This window comes from Larkinella ripae, from assembly GCF_054780775.1.
Window position 1 is genome coordinate 40,678 of record NZ_BAAGVR010000026.1, and the last position, 18,764, is coordinate 59,441.

General features: G+C 50.5%; 12 protein-coding genes. 3 read left to right on the forward strand and 9 right to left on the reverse strand.

Annotation, left to right across the window (positions count from 1 at the left end):
* Positions 1 to 5: 5 nt before the first annotated feature.
* The 4 genes from ACYVHX_RS21185 to ACYVHX_RS21200 form a co-directional block, all read right to left on the reverse strand.
* On the reverse strand, positions 6 to 365 hold the full coding sequence (locus ACYVHX_RS21185; protein ID WP_460673690.1) for a hypothetical protein: 360 nt from the start codon (positions 363 to 365) through the stop codon (positions 6 to 8).
* Positions 362 to 742, reverse strand: a complete 381-nt coding sequence (locus ACYVHX_RS21190; RefSeq protein WP_460673691.1) for a hypothetical protein — start codon at positions 740 to 742, stop codon at positions 362 to 364. The genes ACYVHX_RS21185 and ACYVHX_RS21190 overlap by 4 nt, the downstream gene beginning before the upstream one ends.
* A gap of 66 nt (positions 743 to 808) precedes the next feature.
* Positions 809 to 1,273: a hypothetical protein gene (locus ACYVHX_RS21195; protein ID WP_460673692.1), complete on the reverse strand. Its 465-nt coding sequence runs from the start codon at positions 1,271 to 1,273 to the stop codon at positions 809 to 811.
* A gap of 201 nt (positions 1,274 to 1,474) precedes the next feature.
* Positions 1,475 to 1,696, reverse strand: a complete 222-nt coding sequence (locus ACYVHX_RS21200; RefSeq protein ID WP_460673693.1) for a helix-turn-helix domain-containing protein — start codon at positions 1,694 to 1,696, stop codon at positions 1,475 to 1,477.
* A 136-nt stretch (positions 1,697 to 1,832) separates the two neighbouring features.
* On the opposite strand from ACYVHX_RS21200, the gene ACYVHX_RS21205 reads away from it, so the two are divergent.
* Positions 1,833 to 2,072: a hypothetical protein gene (locus ACYVHX_RS21205; protein ID WP_460673694.1), complete on the forward strand. Its 240-nt coding sequence runs from the start codon at positions 1,833 to 1,835 to the stop codon at positions 2,070 to 2,072.
* On the opposite strand, the gene ACYVHX_RS21210 is transcribed toward ACYVHX_RS21205, so the two are convergent.
* Both ACYVHX_RS21210 and ACYVHX_RS21215 read right to left on the reverse strand, forming a co-directional pair.
* On the reverse strand, positions 2,069 to 2,725 hold the full coding sequence (locus ACYVHX_RS21210; protein WP_460673695.1) for a P63C domain-containing protein: 657 nt from the start codon (positions 2,723 to 2,725) through the stop codon (positions 2,069 to 2,071). The two genes, ACYVHX_RS21205 and ACYVHX_RS21210, sit on opposite strands and share 4 nt — an antisense overlap.
* Positions 2,726 to 2,730: 5 nt before the next feature.
* Positions 2,731 to 3,939, reverse strand: a complete 1,209-nt coding sequence (locus ACYVHX_RS21215; RefSeq protein ID WP_460673696.1) for an ImmA/IrrE family metallo-endopeptidase — start codon at positions 3,937 to 3,939, stop codon at positions 2,731 to 2,733.
* A gap of 155 nt (positions 3,940 to 4,094) precedes the next feature.
* Between ACYVHX_RS21215 and ACYVHX_RS21220 the strand changes: the two genes are divergently transcribed.
* Positions 4,095 to 4,925: an IS1 family transposase gene (locus tag ACYVHX_RS21220; RefSeq protein ID WP_460673697.1), complete on the forward strand. Its 831-nt coding sequence runs from the start codon at positions 4,095 to 4,097 to the stop codon at positions 4,923 to 4,925.
* 618 nt (positions 4,926 to 5,543) lie between these two features.
* Here the strand turns inward: ACYVHX_RS21220 and ACYVHX_RS21225 are convergent.
* Together ACYVHX_RS21225 and ACYVHX_RS21230 are read right to left on the reverse strand one after the other, a co-directional pair.
* Positions 5,544 to 5,849 (reverse strand): hypothetical protein, encoded by a 306-nt coding sequence (locus ACYVHX_RS21225; RefSeq protein WP_460673698.1) that lies wholly within the window; start codon positions 5,847 to 5,849, stop codon positions 5,544 to 5,546.
* 214 nt (positions 5,850 to 6,063) lie between these two features.
* The gene (locus ACYVHX_RS21230) at positions 6,064 to 7,161 is read right to left on the reverse strand and encodes a S41 family peptidase (protein WP_460673699.1); all 1,098 of its coding nucleotides are present in this window, start codon (positions 7,159 to 7,161) and stop codon (positions 6,064 to 6,066) included.
* 1,003 nt (positions 7,162 to 8,164) lie between these two features.
* Here ACYVHX_RS21230 and ACYVHX_RS21235 point away from each other — a divergent pair.
* On the forward strand, positions 8,165 to 8,674 hold the full coding sequence (locus ACYVHX_RS21235) for a DUF6169 family protein (protein ID WP_460673700.1): 510 nt from the start codon (positions 8,165 to 8,167) through the stop codon (positions 8,672 to 8,674).
* Positions 8,675 to 8,886: 212 nt separating this feature from the next.
* Here the strand turns inward: ACYVHX_RS21235 and ACYVHX_RS21240 are convergent, their stop codons facing one another.
* The gene (locus ACYVHX_RS21240; RefSeq protein WP_460673701.1) at positions 8,887 to 18,762 is read right to left on the reverse strand and encodes an LPD1 domain-containing protein; all 9,876 of its coding nucleotides are present in this window, start codon (positions 18,760 to 18,762) and stop codon (positions 8,887 to 8,889) included.
* Positions 18,763 to 18,764 lie beyond the last annotated feature (2 nt).

The window sequence follows — 18,764 nt, forward strand, 5'->3', positions numbered from 1 at the left end:
CGTAATTAGCCGTGCAGGTCTAGACAGAACGTATCGATCATTCGCGACACTTGGGCCAGTTCAGCGTTTAGAGCATCGGGTGATGTCTGGTGTTGATTAAAAATCTGATCGGCCAGGATGTCTTGCTTGCTCACAATGGTGGACACTGCTTTGGCCATTTCGCGCCGGGCGATCCGTTCGTTCACACGTTGAATGCGTACAAGCAGCAGCGATATACCGACATCAATACCGGTGTTTTTTCGCCTGACCGTTGCTGCGATTGCCGCGTTCAGCTGGCTGATTAACTCCGTGCGAACTGATTCCAATGTGTATTTTTTGCGGGAAGTAGCCGGGACTGCCGGGCGATTGCAGGACAGAGCATTCATAGCGTATGCCCTCCTTTCTTGCGCATTTCAAAAGTTTGCCCAACCCGGGAGAAGGACTCGATCAGTAATAGAATAGCTGACAGGTTGTCGACCGAAAAACGTTTACGAAGCTTTTTGGTCTCCTGAACTTTGACTAACACATAGCGCAGCAATTCGCTGTATTCCTGGCCAGAAAACGCATCCAAGAGCCGGGCCATTTCCTGAACGACGATCGTGGCTTCCTGGGGTGAAATGCTCCGCAGAATGGTCTTGGTAATAACCGGTGCGGTAACACTTTTAACGGCTGATTTACCAAAAGGATTGACTGGAGAGGATGTAGTTTGCTCCAGCAGCAGGGCATAGTCCTGCTCAGGCTTGAGGTTGGTCGAGCGGTTCATAAAGATGAGAAGATAGAGGAAATGTGTTCCCCTGATGCAGGGGAACACTATATGCCGGCAAGTTGATCAGGCGCTTTGGTTCTGGGATTTGCCCCAGTACCGGGAAGATTCACCGCGTCCTCGTGCGGTGCGATTCGCGATGGCAATCAGATTAGTCAGGTAGCGGTAAAGTTTAAAAACGGCTTCGGCCCGCTCGGTATCGTCTTCTAAAACAGACAGCATATTGTCAAAAATCTTGTGCAGGTAGAGGTCGGTGATGTAAGGAGTAAAGGCGTCGTGACTCCGTTCCAGGTCGATCATGTCCTGAATCATCTGATCATCGTTGATCGCAATGGAACGGTCCGAAATTACCGTTGGAGCAAATTTTTCCAGCAGTTGATGCCCGGGCTTGGTTAAGCGGTAGATGATGGTCCCATCGGACGGATCAGCTGAGGGAGTTGCGGCTATTGAACGGCCGTCCGCTAGTGAATTTTGTTGTGGCAAGTTTGTAGTTTGCCCTTTCCCAGAGTAGTTTTGCTCTCGTTTTTCCATGATTAATACCAGATTAGTTTTGAAACCACTCCCAACGCTTGTATCCTGGCAGAGCAGCGTTGGGTTTTTCATTTTAGCCAATCAGAGTCTACTTACTTTGCCGGGCAACCTTTCGGACCTATGCAGCTTTTGTGTTTCTTCTGATTTGTTGAACAAAGATATAATAAATATAGCTTATATACAACATATTTTGGCAAAAAATTAGCTGCTTTTTTTAATTGTAAACGTGACATTCAAATCATAGCCTAAAGCGTCGCCGATTTTTTTCAGGGTTTCAACGGTAAAGTTATTTCTTCCTTTTTCATAAAAAACTATAGTAGGATGAGCTAAGCCTAATTTGTCAGCCAGATCTTTCTGAGTCATTCCACGAGATTTTCGAATATCACGAATATGCTTTCCTATTTCTTCTGGATTATCGAGCATTTAATGGTGTAGCTTAAATGTAATATTAGCAAATGTACTAAATTTGATGATTGCTCACAAGCAGGTGTGATTGAGTTTATATGTATGTGATTTTGAAAATGCTTGACCGTTCAAGGAAGCATTCTATCTTTGTGGTATGGCAAAGACAAACAGACCCAAAGACACCAATCAGCTTGCTAAGCTCATTGCTGACATTGCGACCGGTGAAGCCGATAACTACACCCCCGAAGATACGAAAAATCCGGCTGCCGTTGCGCTAGGAAGATTAGGAGGGCTTAAGGGAGGAAAGGCGCGCGCGTCAAAGCTAACTCCTGAACAACGCAGGGAGATTGCTCAGAAGGCGGCACAAAAGCGGTGGAAGAAGAAAGAGGACTAACTTTTCTTCTGCTCTTTAAAAAAATCTAACTGATAAGGCACTTTATATTTTTCGTACAGCTTTTTCCTAAATTCATACGGCTGCCCCTCTGGACTTTCTTTTAGCACGTCAGTGGTTTGGTCTCTATACTGTTCACACTCTTTACGACCTTCTGGATTGAAGTGTTGGAAATGTTTCCGCTTCCTCTTTCCAGTAATCAATGGATTCAAAATATTTAATTTGGGTAGTATAGTTTTATCAAACCGACTATCATAAATCAATTCATTAAAAAGCTTTCCAACATAGAAAGGCTTTGGATATTCCTTGTAATCCCGATCTGGATAATAAACGCGATACAACTCCTTAAAATAAGAATACTCGTATGAATAAAGAGGGTCATAAGGCTGGGGGTCGAGCGAAATTATTCTTTCTATTTCGCCAACAGTAAATCTGAGTCCACTTTGTAGCTCAACAATCTCTTCTTTTTTCTGCTTTTCTCGCTCTGCACGAGTCTTAATCAGACCTGCTTTTTCTTCAAAAAGCTTTCCAGTTTCAAATGCTCTTTGAAGTCTCTGCTCTTCGGTTAGTTCAACGTGTTTACTTACGTTTGGTTGGCTAATATCCTGGTCTGAATCGACATTTTTACTATACTTGTTTTGTTTGCTGATTCCCATAATAATTAAGAGTTATATTCATGTAAAAATTGTGGTATTGCTTCTTCAATAGATCGCTCATCATTCCAATGCCAATTAATAGGCTTTTTACATTGGTCAAGCTTGGGGGAAAACTTGTTGACTCTAGCCCACGCATTACGGTTAGTTGACTGAGTATCACGAGCATTGAATACATAAATAATGCTAGGTTCGACATGATTAGCGATTCCAAACTCTTTTATATATTCATAGTCATTCAAATAACGACGAATGGCTTCGTACTTCTCATTTGGCAATAAATATTCACGAGCGAAATTATCGGCTTCCGTCTCTCTCTCTTTTACTGATAGCTGTTCGTTATCGTCATCAGTGAGATGATATTTATTTTCTTTTATTTCCGGCCAATCAAAAAGAATGTGATAAAGTTCGTGAATTAAAGCAATCCAAAGAGTGCCGTAAAACCCCCTGTGATTGCTTAGTATGATTGCAGGTTTACCATTATGATTAAACGTTGCTCCGTTTATTTTTAACGCCTGTAATGGAGGTTGATAGATAACAGTAATGCCTAGTTTGAAAAGTAATTTTGAAACCTCTAATAGTCCATACTCAACATTAGTACTATACCAGCTTATACGGGGAAATAATTTTATCAATGCTTCCCTGTCATAAGCATTTGGGTTTTTAATCTCACTCAAAGTAGCCAAAGCTGAGTTAATCCAAAAAGCACGTGTAAGGTTGCTCTCCGGTTTAAAAGCAACTGACGAAAAAGCTACATCAATAACGGGTCGCTTGTATTCAAAAATTGACCGTATCCCTAAACGCGCCATAATACGATTTTTAATATGATCAAAGTCAGAGATATTATCAATTAAACCTGCTTTTTTTAAGACAGCTAAATCAAAGTTATCTTTAATAAAATTGACTTCATTGGCAGTTATGCTGTTAACTGGAAAATTCTTCTCAACAGCTTTTATATATAAGCCTACAACTTGTTCTAGTGGTAACTGTAGAAAGTTAGCCAGCTTAACCAAATTTCTGACGTCAACTTGTTTTTGCGACCCAGTTAACACACCCTTCATAGTGGTTGTGTGAACACCCATCAAATTAAAAGCAGTTGTCTTGGCTATTTTTAATTCACTCAGCTTCTTATCAAACAGCTCCTGTAAAGAGGGAGTGTTCGACTGCAAAATCCTGTCCAAATAGGCATCTATATCGTCTTGATTAGTAAAGTTCATCGGCTTCGTACAAAAAAAATCAACTTTCTACACTACCAAATTTACGAATTTACAATGAAAATGCAAATATTTGTACAAAAATAATCAGAATTGTGAATGTAATTTAAAATGAATATATGCTTGAGTGGTTATGCACATTATAGTATATTTACATCATGAACAAGCTACCAATTGCCAAACGCACCCAAATCATTCAACTGCTGGTTGAAGGCATGAGCCTACGCGCTACGTCACGGATTGCTGACGTTTCGATCAACACGGTTACTAAGTTGCTGGTTGATGTGGGCGCAGCTTGCCAACGCCTCCACGATGCTACGGTAATAGGCGTAGAAAGCAAGCGGGTGAAGTGTGACGAGATTTGGAGCTTTGTTTATGCCAAAGAAAAGAATGTAGAAGATGCCGCAGCTGCACCGGATAAAGCGGGTGACGTTTGGACGTGGACAGGCATTGATGCGGATAGCAAGCTGATTGTTAGCTGGTACGTGGGCAACCGGGATGAAGAATCTGCAATGGAATTTATGCAGGACATTAAAAGCCGGATTTCTAACCGCATTCAGTTAACTACGGACGGTCACAAACCGTATTTAACGGCGGTTGAGTCAACGTTTGAAGGCCACATTGATTGCGCTCAACTGGTAAAGATTTACGGCACAGCAGAAGGCTTAGGCAACGAACGCCGGTATAGCCAGCCTCTATTTGCAGGCAATAAAAAGAATGTTGTTGCAGGTCGCCCCGACGAAGATTATATCTCTACCTCCTACGTTGAACGGCAGAACCAGACGATGCGGATTCATATGCGCCGGTTTACGCGCCTTACGAACGCTTTCTCAAAGAAGATTGAGAACCATTGCCACGCAATTGCCTTACACTTTGTCTATTACAACTTCTGCAAGTTATATGATTCTCTATGGGTAACCCCTGCAATGGAAGCGGGGCTGGCAAAGAAGCCAATGACGATTCAGCAGATTGTCGCATTAACAGATTAACTTCATCACTATTTAGAATTAAGCACAATGGATCATCAATTTCTCACTTCTTTCAATGCCCATTTAAAGTTATACAAACGTCAAATTTGGGAATGGGACACTTTGGCGACAATCAAAAAAAGTTTGGAGATTAGTCCGTGAAGATTTCGATAGAAGAGTGGATACAGAGCCGGTGTCTGCCGATTACATAAAATTCAAGCTGCCAGAACGGCTAAAAAAAAATAATAGTAGACCAACGGATAGTACGCGATCAAATGAAGGCGCGCCACCGTGATGAAAAGAAATTAATTTAGATGAAGTATTAGAAACCCATCAGGCAAAATCGAACTGAGACATTACCCGAATTCAGGCCTTCCCTGTCGAATTGATTAATACATTATGTGATGTTTTAAATACCCCAAAAACGGGGGTTTTAAAATCAGATTAGAGGCACTATGCCAGCAGTGAAGCGGCTTAACCACCATTTAAGTAATTGACCTAACTCCAGGCGACCACTTCAAAAATTGAAGAGGGGATAAAAGGTGGAGTTGATCAGCGACTGCCCGACGAAAAATTACAAAAACGCGCGGCCGGTAATTAAATCGATACTTTATCCTGTAAAGGGATCAGCGATTGCTCTTAGTAAATCTGATCCGCCCCCGTGTCTTTCAGCTGCTGTTTCTCCTTTTCAACCTGGTGGATGAACTCCGGCTCCGCGTGTGCACTGACAACCGTCCCGTTTTCGATTTCCAATTTCGCTTGGAGTTTATGCTCACCACCAGGTTGACGAAGGAAAGCATGGAAAGCGATGGTTTGGTTTTCGCCTGAATACTCGCGGGCGACAACGCCTAAAAAGCGCTGCGCCGTGATCGCCGAATTGGTGTCAAAGGTGGTGCCACTGGTTTGGTCGATGACGGCATAGGCGTATTGATTCGAATCGATCATAAGGCTGCTAAGGATGGAAATCGTTTGCTATATTATAACAATCTAAAAGGGATTTTGAATCCCAATTAAAACCACCGCCCAGAACAGGTCCAAATAGTCCCACTGTTGAACGATCTTGCTTAGAACAAACCAAGATATTGTTAGATCAGATCGTGCTTCTCCGTTAAGATTTGGGCGTAAAGAAGTTCTTTGGCTAAATGGGCAGAATTATAGGTTAGCGGGATGTAAAATCAGTTAGTGCTTTGACGATAATTGGATCGTAGCTAATCCTTAAATCTTCCTTGTTAACCACTACCTTAACATCGACAGGCACCCCTATTCCCTCATAACACTGGTCGGCCGAGTCATGAATGCGCTTATCAGGCACAGAATAAAACCACCCATTCGGGAGCTGCTTAAATCGAAAGCCGTCAAAGCTGCCTTCGGTATTCTCGCCAATCAGTCGAACCATCGGTAAGCGGTGCATGATCAGCGCCAGATTATCACCGGCACTTACCGTTCGGTCGTTGGTTAATACAGCAATCGGCGTTTGGGTCAGCCGACGACGACCTTTCGGACGTAAGCGAAAGGTGGTCAACTTAACAAAATCCGTATAGCCCCCATGCTTGCGTCTCCGGAAGCGGTAATAGCCAACCTGACCTTTTTCTACAAAGCGACCGGCTACCCCAAACGCGAACCGGTCACCCCCTCCTTGATTAAAGCGAATGTCCAGCAGTAGTCCTTTGATGGGGCCGAAGTAAGTCAGGATACTGTCCAACTCTCTCAACCTGGGGCCTGATCCGCCTTTTCCAAATGTACAGGAGCTGATGCGGATATAGCCGTAATTAGCCGATCGGGCATAATAGAACTGCCTTCCTCCATCTTCGTAGGTGCCCCCACTGGCTTTCAGCGGCTCAAAACCCTGTTTCGACAAAGTCGAATCGGTTGCCTGCCAGTAGGTTTGCACTGAATCCCGGTTGAACTGAAACAGATTCGAGTAAACCGAAGGTTTACGGGGCCAGACGTACTTGGGTGGCTTCAAACTGCGGTCGGCTAAGCGGACATGGGCATCATTCAAGGGCTTTATCATCTCCGCCAGAATCGAGAATAGGCGCTCGGGCGGTGTCGTAGTGTCGACCAGCGGTGCGTACCGGTTGTACTGCTGCTGCCAATCAACGTGTTTCATGTCGAAGGTCGCATACCTGGCTTGATAGGTTTGCCAAAACGTGTTGAAATTAACAACAGGATCAAGATTTGCCGAACGCTGGGCAACGGCACAACCAACGACAAAGCAATTTAGGTAGACAAACACCCAAGTAGCGATCTTTCTCATTTAGTCAGGAATATAGCTTTTGTCTCAACTTTCCATCATTAACGCTCTACAAAACCATTTTAGCCTCTTCAAGCTGAGTAACATAGTACATCGCCGTGTCGATTACCCCATCGTCATTTACCTAAGCTCAAAAACAAGCCAATCCCCAACAATCTCCGTTCGAGTTGTCACCCGGATTTATCCATTGCCCCCTCAATCTTCACGCTGGAAAATGAGGCTCCAAAAAGTTGAAGATTCGGCCTTGGACAGATTTTGCCTGGGCAAAAAGGTCTTTAGGTCAAACCGGCTTTCGACTGGTCGCCTGATGTCCTGTTTTTCCGGATCGAGCCGGGGCAATTTTGTGCTGTCAAATTCGAGGTTTAAAATTCGGCACAGCGACTGTCACCACTTGCATGGGGGAAGCTGCGGTTTTTTGTAGCAGGTAACGTTTGGTTCGAGTTGTTACCCCGTTTCGTCCGGCGATCAAATAGTTTTGCCTGGCAAGCGAACCCACTAATCAGCAGTAGGGCCGACCCTTTGACAGTCTGTACCGTCCAGGTCGTTTGATATCCTGTTTTCCGGGGGCCTATGAGTGACTTTTGCAGTAACAACCTAATTATCCAATGGCACAGAACATAAAATACAGCGTAGATTTTTATTTGATTTGGGGTAACTTTTTTGACAACTCCTGACAACACCTGTTTTGAGTGCCTATTTTGCCCCTAATCTCGGCACTCAAAAGATTTTCAAGGATCCGTTTTCCCGCGTTTTTTTGAATCTTCAACTTTTTCAGAAAAATCCGCGTTATTTGTGTGTAATATTGCAATACCACAAAATCAATCTGGCTAAGGGGTAGCTGGCGCGGAAAACGGGTGTTTTGAGCGAAAATCGTTCAATCTCTTGTTATACGCTCTATCTCTGGCCGGGGGCATATCACTACCGGACTGAGATATGGCAACACCAACGAAACGCGCGCGGGAAATCTTTGACAAGATGGCCGAGCGCAAGGAACAGTTAAAGAATTATGTCGAAAGTGGAGAAGAATCCCAACGACCAGCCCCAGCCAGGCTCCTCAGGCTCAGAACCGTATCTTCTCACGCAGGGTGAGGAAGGATACCTATTTACCACAGACGAAGGAATTCGGTACAATTTGCGAATAGCTTTTCAGGAAGGGTATTATGCGCAAACTCCCTTTGCTGATGATGTATATGAAGTATCTCTCCTATCAGAAATCAAGGGGAATGTCGGTCAGCAGGACCCCAGAATTGAAGCTACTCTTTTAGCTACCCTCGTTAATGCTTTTGAGGACAATCCTAGCTTGGTTTTGGTTTACGTTTGTAGCGAAGCCGACGATCAGGAGCAGACCCGCAGCCGACTTTTCAGACGCTGGTTCCGGAAATATGATACCCAATATAGAATGTTGGAATTCAACCGGGAAGAAAAGCGTCAGTTTGCTGCTGTCATTTTTCGAAAAGACCATCCATTTGCAAAGGAAATAAGTACTTTATTCGCCGAAACCGACCGGAATAAATAGCAGAGGATTTTTTGTAGCACCTCCCTCCGATCGGCTAAAAATATCTTATTGCAACGGGTCTTGACTTTCAGGGCCCCTTCTCTTTTCCCCCCTTCAAATTGGCGTTCTTTTTTACCGGGTCCGAATTGGCTGCATTCGCTGATTTGCCCGTTTTTTCGAACATGACCATCATTTTGTCTTAGGTCGTGGATATAGGACCGTTGTAGCAAAGATCACTCATCATCCTCGTCAATCGTCAAATGCTCCCGGCCAAGCCGCCAAATACTCGACGGCGTTCCCGTGGCATGAGCGGCAAAACTGGTGATGTTGTAAATGGCTGAGTCAATGGCCTTCTGCCGTTTCTCGTCGTCTTCGGCCAGGAGAATGCCGCCGATGGCGTCCGCCCCGTCAATGCCTTCGGTAATGGTCTCAAACGCCAGAACGTCCAGCATGTCCTCATTACCGCGAATGGTGTCATGCTGATTCAGCCAGTAGTTGACTGCCATTTCTCCCATCCCCGGGGCCATGCCCACCACGTTTCGCACAAAATCAAAACCGATCTGCTGGACAATCTCGTCGGGCTCTTTGGGCTCATCGCCGGACAGCAGCGCCATCAGCGTCGTGCCTAATGCCCCCAACGAAGAAACATACAGGGCGTTAAACAGCACACCGGTCCCAAACGAAAAGGCCAGCCGTTTCAGCGCTTCGTCGGCTGCGGGTGAACCGCCCGGAGCTTTGATCCAGGTGGTCAGCGCCTGCATCAGGGTGTTGAGCAGTTTCTGTGATTGCCCACTAAATAACCCCACCACTTTGGAAAAAAAGTCATTGGAGAGCTGCATGGCGGTCTGCTCGGTGAGCTGCGACATCTGGTTGGTGGCGAACATGGTCCGCTCAGCCAGATCCGCTACGCGATCGGCATAGGCGTCGCTGTTGGCATCCAGCCCCTCGGCGTCGGCCTGGTACTTGGCCGCTTCGACAAACGCCAGAATCACCCCGCGATCGCTACGCTTCATGGCCCCGGTTCCCCACTGGTCGGCCAGGCCATCCAGATATTTCAAGCCCTGCTGAGCTTTGGTCAGTGTGGTACCGTTCAGGCCCAGATCCCGCAGTTCGATATCGCCCGTATGCAGCGTTTGCCCGCCGGAAATCCGGTAGATGATCGTGGCGAACTTTTCGCGGTGCCGTTGCCGCAGCGTTTCGTCCTGGATATGTTCACCCTGCAGCCAGCGGACGTACGGGGCTTCGTTGGTTTCCTGGCCCAGCAGTTTGGTGCGGTAATCATCTTCCCCTGTGTTCAGAATCGATTGGGCCGTTAAGTCCGTATACGCTCCTTTCGCCAGCTTCAGGGCAATGCCGGCCGCTTTGTTGAGGAATTCGGATCGGATGGTTCCCAATCCGTAGGCGCTGACATACGTCCCGGATTGCAACAGAGGCAGTTTGATATTGACCGAAAAGACCGACTGGATGTAACGCCGGGACCAGTTTTCTACCGAACGCACAAAACCGTTATCTTCGTAAGCTTCGGCCCGCTTTTGTTTGTGGTTCTGGTAATCATCGATCCTCCGCCTGAGGTAGCGCAGAATTTGTTTTTTCTCCGGACCCGTGTAGGTCAAATCAAGAGCGGTAGCCAGCCGCTCCAGGTTCTGGACCAGCCTGCCGTACTGCAGCACATCATCGACCGCGGAAGCATACTCACCCATCAGCCGCACTGGGTCTTTCAGCGCAATACCCGTTCGCAGTTCCTGCTGCTGACGCTCATCCAGCGCCTGGCGGTCGACAAACACTTTGCTGTTGGCCAGCGTCCGAGAACCGGCCTGGCCGGACAAGCCCGCTTTGCTGCTAGAAACCGGATAAAAAAACGGGGCAGTATCCAGCGAACGGTTGGGCCTCAATACGGCGTTTTCGGCTTCCAGCATCCTGTTGATGCCCGGGTTATTGAAGAAATCCTTGATCGCCTGGTAGGCACCCGGTTCCCCTGCGTAGCCCCCGAAGCCGGTTTCAAAGCGCTGGCGAAGCTGGTCGATCTGGCTCTGATCAAACAGCAAATCCTGCCGGTTGCCTTGGGCATCTTCGTAAAAGGAGCCACTGGCCCGGGGGGTTAGCGAGCCGTCGGCGTTGCGCGTATACAACTGTTCGGCGATGGGCTGACCAGTCGTCACGTGAGCCGGTATTTCGCCACTGGCAGCCAGCGTATCGGCCGACAGCACGGCTCCCATGGCCACGCTGATGGGCAGGGTAATTTCCTGTTCGATGACCGTACCGGCCGGATCATAGGTCCAGGTGCGGACCGACAAGGTCCGGGCCATGCCCGGTCCGGATAATTCGTCGGAGAAGTTGGCCAGCCGCTTTTCGGCCTGGTTGCGCAGGGGTTGCAGGGTGATCGACGCGTAAGCGGCCCGGCGCATCGATTCGGTTTTCACCCCCTGAATCAGCTCTTTCAACGTGCCGCTCTGATCATCCAGCCAGCCAATAAACGTTTCCAGGTTGGTCCAGTTGCGCATCAGTTTGGTCATCGACTGAAAGAGCCGACCCTTGTTAAAGTAGCCCTTCTGGTCGGCCTGGTAGGCATCACCAAAACCCGTGGACACCAGCTGCCCGAGTTGGTAATTGTCGAGTTGAACCGTCCGCCCCCCGGCCAGAAAATACAGGTTTTTCGGGTCCTGCCACGCCAGTTGCCCCGGCCCTGTTAGCTTCCAGCCCGTTTCACCGGAAATTTGCTGTACAAACGCTTGATCCGCCGGGGTCCACAGCGCCAGGGGCGTGTTGATCAGGTCGGGCGTTAGGCCCGGGGGCGGAGCCGACAACCGGCTTTCGGCCGTGGCCCGCCGGGTGTCTAGACTGGAAACCGGACCGGCTAGTTGAAACTGGGGTTGGCCCCTGGTCTGAGCGTCGGTAAGTTCGGTGGCCACATCGGCTAGATTCTGCCCCCGGCTTTTCTGGATCACCTGCCCGACCCACTCGTCGATCGATAGGTCCAGGGGATCTTTTTGTGGCAGGATGCCGGCCCACTCCGCCAGCGTTCGCCCCAATTCCTGCAACCAGCTCCAGAAGGCATTTTTGCGGCTGGGGGTGACAAACCGGGCGCCTTTGTCTTCAATCGCCCGCGCCATGGCCTCTTTTACTTTCTGGCGGAGTGGTAGTGTTTTGTAGTAGGCCTGTTGATTTAACTGACTGAAATAAATCGTATCGCGAATCAGACTCTCTCCCTGGGCAAACAAATCAGGAAACAGCCGCTCAGTCAGATTTGTCCAGACGTGGCCCACTTCGTGCAGGGCAGTTTGCCCCGTGGCCTGTGTGGGATCCAAATAAACCCGGCTGTTCCACTCAAAGCCGCGGGGGCGAATTCCATTTGTCAGCCGCAAAGCCCCACTGTCCGCTAGTGCATGCTGGTATTCGGCCGAATTTACCGATATCGGGATAGTAGAATCGAATATTTTCAGGCTGGCAACGAATGAATCCAGTTCCGATTTGACGTCGGCTTGCAGGCTTTTTGAAGTAGAAACAACCGGCGAAATAGCCGCTGCCCCTTCAACATCATTAGGAAGTTGAAATAAAACAGAGTTTCCGGAATCATCAATTTTGGTCAACAAGCCGCTGAATATTCCCTCCATTGCCGCGTTGATGTCAATCCTTTCTTGCCCTTCGGGATAAGGCCGCTGGTCGAACAAAGCGTAGAACAGATTGTCGGCACTGTGAACCAGATATTGACTCTCACCCTGCTCGGCAATTTTATCCTGAACAAAGGACTCAAAAGCCCGCGCCATTAATTCATGCGGACTCGTCCAGTACGCCGATGCCCGGCCCTGATCCAGTTTCTGGGCGTTGGTGACAAAATCAGTTTTAACAGTAGCGGTCTGCGCGATTCCAGCCTCGGCCCGCTGCATTTCAGCAAAGGCTTTCTGATGGCGAAAAAGTGGGCCGGATACATTGTCGTATTCGTTGATGCTTCGACCGGTGCCGGCTTTGTAAATGTTGTACAAGGCTTTTTCGGCATCAAAATAATAGTCGCCTTTAAACTTGGATCCGGGGCGTGGTACCCACTTTCGTTCGCCCAAGTCTCCGGTCAATAATTGAGCCGTCAGCGCGTCAAACTGTTCCAATTGCTCGGCGGTGGCCGGGGATTGTTTTTTGCGGTAGGAAGGTGGGCTGGTCAACGGTTTTCGCAAATCAGCGATGGCCGCTTTTAACGCTTCACCTGTTTTCCAAAACGCACCCTCTGCTTTATTGACGTCGGCCTGCCGTTGAACGGTTTTGCTCGTAATCACTTTCCATGCTGTATCAAAAGCAGCCGAAACCTCGGGACGTACTCCCGATCGGATGGATTTGCCGTGGCTGAAATAGGTTCGGTCTTTGGTCGTCAGGTCGAATGTGCCCTGCTCGTTTCGGGCTGGGGCTGCCTTTCCATCCTGGCGGGCAAAGAAGTTGTCAAAGGCGTGAAACCATTCGTGAGCAAGCGAGCCCGCTCCCTTTACTTTCGTCAGGTTAATAACGGCGCGGGCAGGTTCGTAATGAGCCTGGGCGGCCGACAACCCTTTGCCCCGGCTGCCAAATCCGATTGACAGTTCTCCGCCCAGACTGAGTGTGGCGGGTGGAACGCCCAGCACGTCGGCCAAGTCCATAAAAGCATCGTAGGCCATGTTCAGCACAATCTGCCGTTCTTCGGCTGCCAGCCAGTTTCCAAATTCTCCGCCACGGAACCCGAACGTGCTCATCAGCATTTCGGGGGTAGCGTTTTTGCCGTCCCGGTAATCAGGCCGATTGCGCTGGAGATTGTCCAAGTGGGGCCGCTCAACGACCGGAGACTTTTTGGTGATAATTTCCTGCGGATTCTCCGCCATGTATTGCAGGGCGGCATCGCGGGTGGCAAAGTTTTCCTGAACAGTCCACGTCTTCCCATTGCTGTAAACCCGGTAAATGGCGTAGTTGCCTTCGGATTTTTGGTAAACCCGGTGATTCGATGAAACCGCAATTAACGGAATGGCGGCATAGGCCTCGGCTTCCGTAGTAAACCCGCGTTTGACGGTGCGAAACTGATTGCCTTTGGTAATGGCGACTTCAAAGGTTTTGTTTTTATTCTCAAAAACCTTGTATTTTTTGGCCCAGCCGGGTTGTCCGTCGGCTTCGGCTTTTGCGCGGGTGTAGCCGCGTTCGGCGGTGTCTTTTCGGGCGGCTCCAATTTTCTGCCCAAAATCAGTCAGACGATCTAATGTTTCTTCGCCCTCGGCCTGTTGTTCGGCAGACAGTTCAGCATCGGCAGATTCAGGGGTGACGGGTACCGCTTCGCTGTTATCGACAATTTCGGCAACGGCTTCTTCGGCGGCCACACCTTCATTTTCAGTGGTGACGGTTTCCGTTGTTACGTTTTCTTCAACGACGGGCTGGGAAGTCTCGGGCTGAACTGGTTCAACTTCTGCTTCCGATACAATCTGCTCCGCCACGGCCAGTTTCTGCTGCTGCAGCCCGGCGATTTCGCTCTGGATTTCGGAAAGTTCGGTTTGGGTCTGAGCCAGCAAGGCTTCAGCCGGATTAACGACGGCTTGGATTGACGCCAATTGACTGCCCTGCGTGAGAATGGTCGTTAAATAGCCGTTGGCAAACGCATCTTCAATCGCCTGATACGCCGCTGGTTCAACGCCCGGTAGCGTGGCCTCCAATTGCTCAACGGTCCGAATCTGGCCCGCCGTTGATTGCTCAATGAGTTGCTGGGATTGCTCCGGCGTAATTTGGCCGGAGCGGAAGGCGTCAACGACCGATTGGAATTTGTAGGCGGGAATATTGTTGGCGATAGCCGCCTGAATAACCGGGTCGGGCTGCTCGGTGATCTGGCTGCGTAACTCTTCGATTTGCTGGGATTTGACATCAGCGCGAAGTCCCGCATCAGCCAGCGCAATGTCGATTGGCGCAACCGAATCGGCGGTTACGGGGTCAGCGCTGGCTTCGGCCGCAATTTCGGCTTCAGTAACAGCAACTTGTTCGTCGACTACTGGTTCAAGCTGGGCGGCAAGGTCTGCTTTTTCTGTAAGATTTGCTTGGTTTTCAAGAGTCTCCGCCTGACGTTCAAGAGTCTGGACAATCGGCTCAGTGTCGATGATTTGCTGGATACTCCCGTCGGTTGGGGTTGTAGCCGGTTGATTTTCGATTGCAGTATTGCCGCCAACGCCAGAGTCGTTGCGGGGCTCTTCCGCGAGTTGGGCAAACTGTTGTCGGGTGTTGTCATAAAGCGCGACGTTTCCATCAAAGATAAGAGATTCAACCGTTTGACGAAGTAAACGGTTGATATTTTCGGGAAGTGGGGGTTGCAAATTCTCCGAGTCCTGCGTGAGCCGGATCAGCCAGTCTTCGCCGTATTGAGTTTGATACTCTTCGACCCATTGGCCCAATAGTTCAAAATCGGCATCTTCCAAACCATTGATGAGTTGTTCAGCCGTTTCCAAGGCAAATTCTGCTATATCTTCTGCACCGTCGGGCATTGGCTTCGGATTTTCGCCTTGCCATGCCAGAACGTTTTGCGCTGATAGGGCGTTGAGTTCTTTGCCCGTCAATAGGGCAAACTGCTGCCGCAAATGGGACAACCCGTAGGTTTTGGCGGACGCTGGACCTGACGGAAATTTGGTCATAAAGTCGACCACGTCCTGCTCAGTCAAGCTAGGTATGTCTTCCTGCAACACACTGACGAACTGATCCAGCCTCAGTGCCGAAGATTGGTCTTTGGGAGCGGCGTAAGCCTTGGCAATTGTCGAGGTAAACGCATTGATATCCGCCCAGCGTTCCCAGCCCTTTTTCAGGTCTTTAAACTTGCTGATGCTGCCGTAAATCTGCTTTTCGATCACCGACAGGTTACCACCTTCGTAGCCATCCAGGTACTGCTGAGCCAGGCTGGCGGCTTCGATCTGCGCATCTTCGTTCAGCGACGGCCATATCTGCCGGAGCGTTGCTGTTCGCTCCGCAGCATTGCTCTGGTTAGCGGATTGTTCTGCAAACTCCGCAGGTGGCTCGCCAACAACCGCTCCGATTGCAGAATCTGAGCGTTCAGCCGCTTCAACAACCCGCTGAAGGGTTCCGAGGTCGCCTTCGGTGATTTCTCCAATTTGCTCCGCAGCCCGGAGAGTCGCTTCAAGTTCGTTTTGTGTCTGGAGTGCAGCGTTAGTTCCATGCCAGCGGTCGAGTTGATCAGCGTAGTCAGGTTGGACCGCTGGTGGTGTGGCAGCAACTGACTGTACTGGTTGAGGGGTACTGGTTTCATAGCGGGATTGCGTTGGTTGTAGATTCGTTTCGATTGGGATTTCAGGCTGCGCTGCGGCCCGCAAACGACTTTCAATGGCGGCTGCGTATGCTTGCCGGACGGCCTGTTGCCGGGCCGTTAAGGGCTGCCCGGCGGTGATCCGCTCCGCGATGTCGTCCAGCGTCACAAGTTCATTCGTTGCGTCCAGTTGCCCGATTTCCACAAACGACTGCCAATCCGAATCTGAAATGTCGGCTTTATCGGTAGCAGAATCCACCTCGGATGTTTGGTTCTGGGGAATTGGTGGCGGAGTCGATTGGGTTTGCTGAACGCCAAGCAAAGTTTCGAGTTCGCTTCGCGTATCCGCATATGCTTCGCCGTAGGTGGGATTACTGGCCAGAAAAGAACTGTCCCGCAGATAGGCTTTAGCCAATGTCTGCGCCTGGGCCAGTTGCCGGGTTTGACGCTTATCCCCAGCCGCCGCGGTCAGGTTCTCCAGCAGCGTCTGCCCGTCGGCCAGCCAGCCCGCTTCCGGTCCGTTATCAGCCAGGGCATACGGACGGGCGTTCTGGTAGTAATCCGCCGTCGGATCCCCGATATTGGTTTGGCTGCCCGGATCACCCAGGGCTTTATTGAGCGCAGCGTATTGCTCCAGATCATTGACCGGGCGGGACAGTTCGTAGCGAACCGGGCTACGCTGGGCGGGCACGTATTTACCCCCCGCATCCAGCGTGGCCGGCACGTTGATTTCTCCGCCCGTCGGCTCTACCTGCCGGAAAATTTTCCGGTTCTTATCAAAAACCACGTCCAGGCCAAGTTTCGAATCATGGGTTCTGCCGTGCGGCTCAAACGGGTCCTGTTCGGGGTCGGCCTGGGTCAGGTAAGCCGATCGATTGTTGAGGTAAAAACCCTGCAAGGTGTCCCGCTCCAGGTCCAGGCGGGTGTAACTGTTCATGGTCAACTCGTCGAGGGTTTGCAGCGCCTGCTGCTGGGCTTCCACCTGCGCTTCGGCCCCGGCCAGATCTCCGCCAATCAGCGGATCCGCCAGTAGCTTCTGACGTTCAATCTGCTGCTGCAACCGCTCGGCGGGGTTTAGACTGCCCGACGCCAGCGCCTGCTCCATCTGATCGACTTTCGACCGAACATCCGCCACCCAGGCGGCCCGCTGGCCGAGTTGCTGCCGGTTTTGCGCCAGATCGAACATGGCCGCCCGGTCCGAGTCGGTGAAGGCTTCCACCTGATCAAACAGGCGGGCGGTGTCAGCCATCAGGGCAATCTTACCGCGTAGCTGCGTGGCCTGTTCGGAGGTTACCTCGCCTTTTTGCCGGGCCTCGTCGAGCACCCCGAAAATCGCCAGGCTGCCGGGATTTTGTTCGTCGCCCAGCATTTGCTCCATCGACTCGCCATCCTGAGCCCGGGTTCGGTAATCGGCGGCAATATAGCCAAACAGCGTCGGGTCCGCCTGACGGCTCTGGATCAACGTCCCCATGCCGGTCCCGACGATCGCCCCCAGGGCGGAACCGTAGAGTGAATCGAACACATACCGCTGCCAGCTCACATCCGCAAAACGGGCATCCTGCTGGCCGGACTGGACGAAAAACGTATTGTAGAGATCTTTAGCCCCGTTTTCAATGAGCGACTGAACCGCTTCCTCACCCCCTTCGGTCAGACCCTGCTCTAAAAAACCATTACCCACGCGCCGGCCGGCACCGCCCAGTAGTTTGGCCATCAAGCCTATCTCTTCCTTTTTGGTCAGGTTCTGGGCCGTATTTTTACCAACACCTTTGATGGTTTCCAGCAGCAGGTCCGGCGTCACGGTGGTTCCAACGAGCTTTTGCAGGCCCGCCGTCAGTTCTTTTTTACCCACTTGCCGGATCGCCTGCCGGGTGATGCCTTCGGAAAGACCCAGCGATTTGGCCAGTGCCGGCACCGAGGCCGTTTCAATCACCGAAACCAGGGCCGCCGTCGGTAAGGCCAGCAAAGTTGCATCGCGAATGTTCAACCCGGCCTGCTGGGCTTCCCGGGCGTAGGCGGGGTAGGACTGTAAAAACGAGGTGGCCCCGGTGGCCATCGTCATTCGCTGACCAATCGTGGCCAGTTTAGCGGCACTCGTGGTCCGGGCGGCTGCGGTGGTCGCCGCTTTTAAACCCGCCTTGGCCCCCATGCTGGCCACCGAGCCAACGCCCGCCGTCAGCACCGCCGGTGCCAGAAAGTTTAACACCTGACTGAAGGTGCCGACCACCGAATCGACGTTCAAATGAAAGCCGATGCCGTCCTTTTCATCGTAGCTGACCAGTGGCTGGTTGTAGTTCTCCGAAACGTAGGTGCGCAGCGGCTCGACGGTTTTTTCGATGGCCTGGTTGACGTCCTCCCATTCTTTCAGATTAATGGATCCCTGTTTCGGCTCCTTGCCGGTGAGCAGCGAGATTCCTTTATTAACCAGTCCTTTTTGCAGCTCAAACTGCGCCAGCGTAAGCTTGGGCAGGGTTTCGATCATATCGGCCACGCCGTTGGTGATCGTACCGCGAATAGCCTGGCCAGCCGTAACGCTGGGTGCAGTTACTTCCTCTTTTGACAAGACCCGGTAACCCGATAACCAGTTGCGGTTGGAGCGGGACCCCAACAGACTATCACTCAGGTTGGCGATTTCTTCCAGGGCCTTGCGTTTTGCGCTACCGCCTTGCTGGATGGCCGAATCCAGATCGCCCTGCATTTTGCCCACATTGCGGTGGTAGGACCGAAGCACCGTCGCAACTTGCGGATTGATTTTGAATTCGGTGACTTCGGGGTACCAATCCGGCTCCTGGTTCGAGGGCTGCCTGGGCACCGATTTGGGCTGCGGGGTTTCCGACGGCTTAGGTTTTTCGGCAATAAGAGGAGAAACCATGA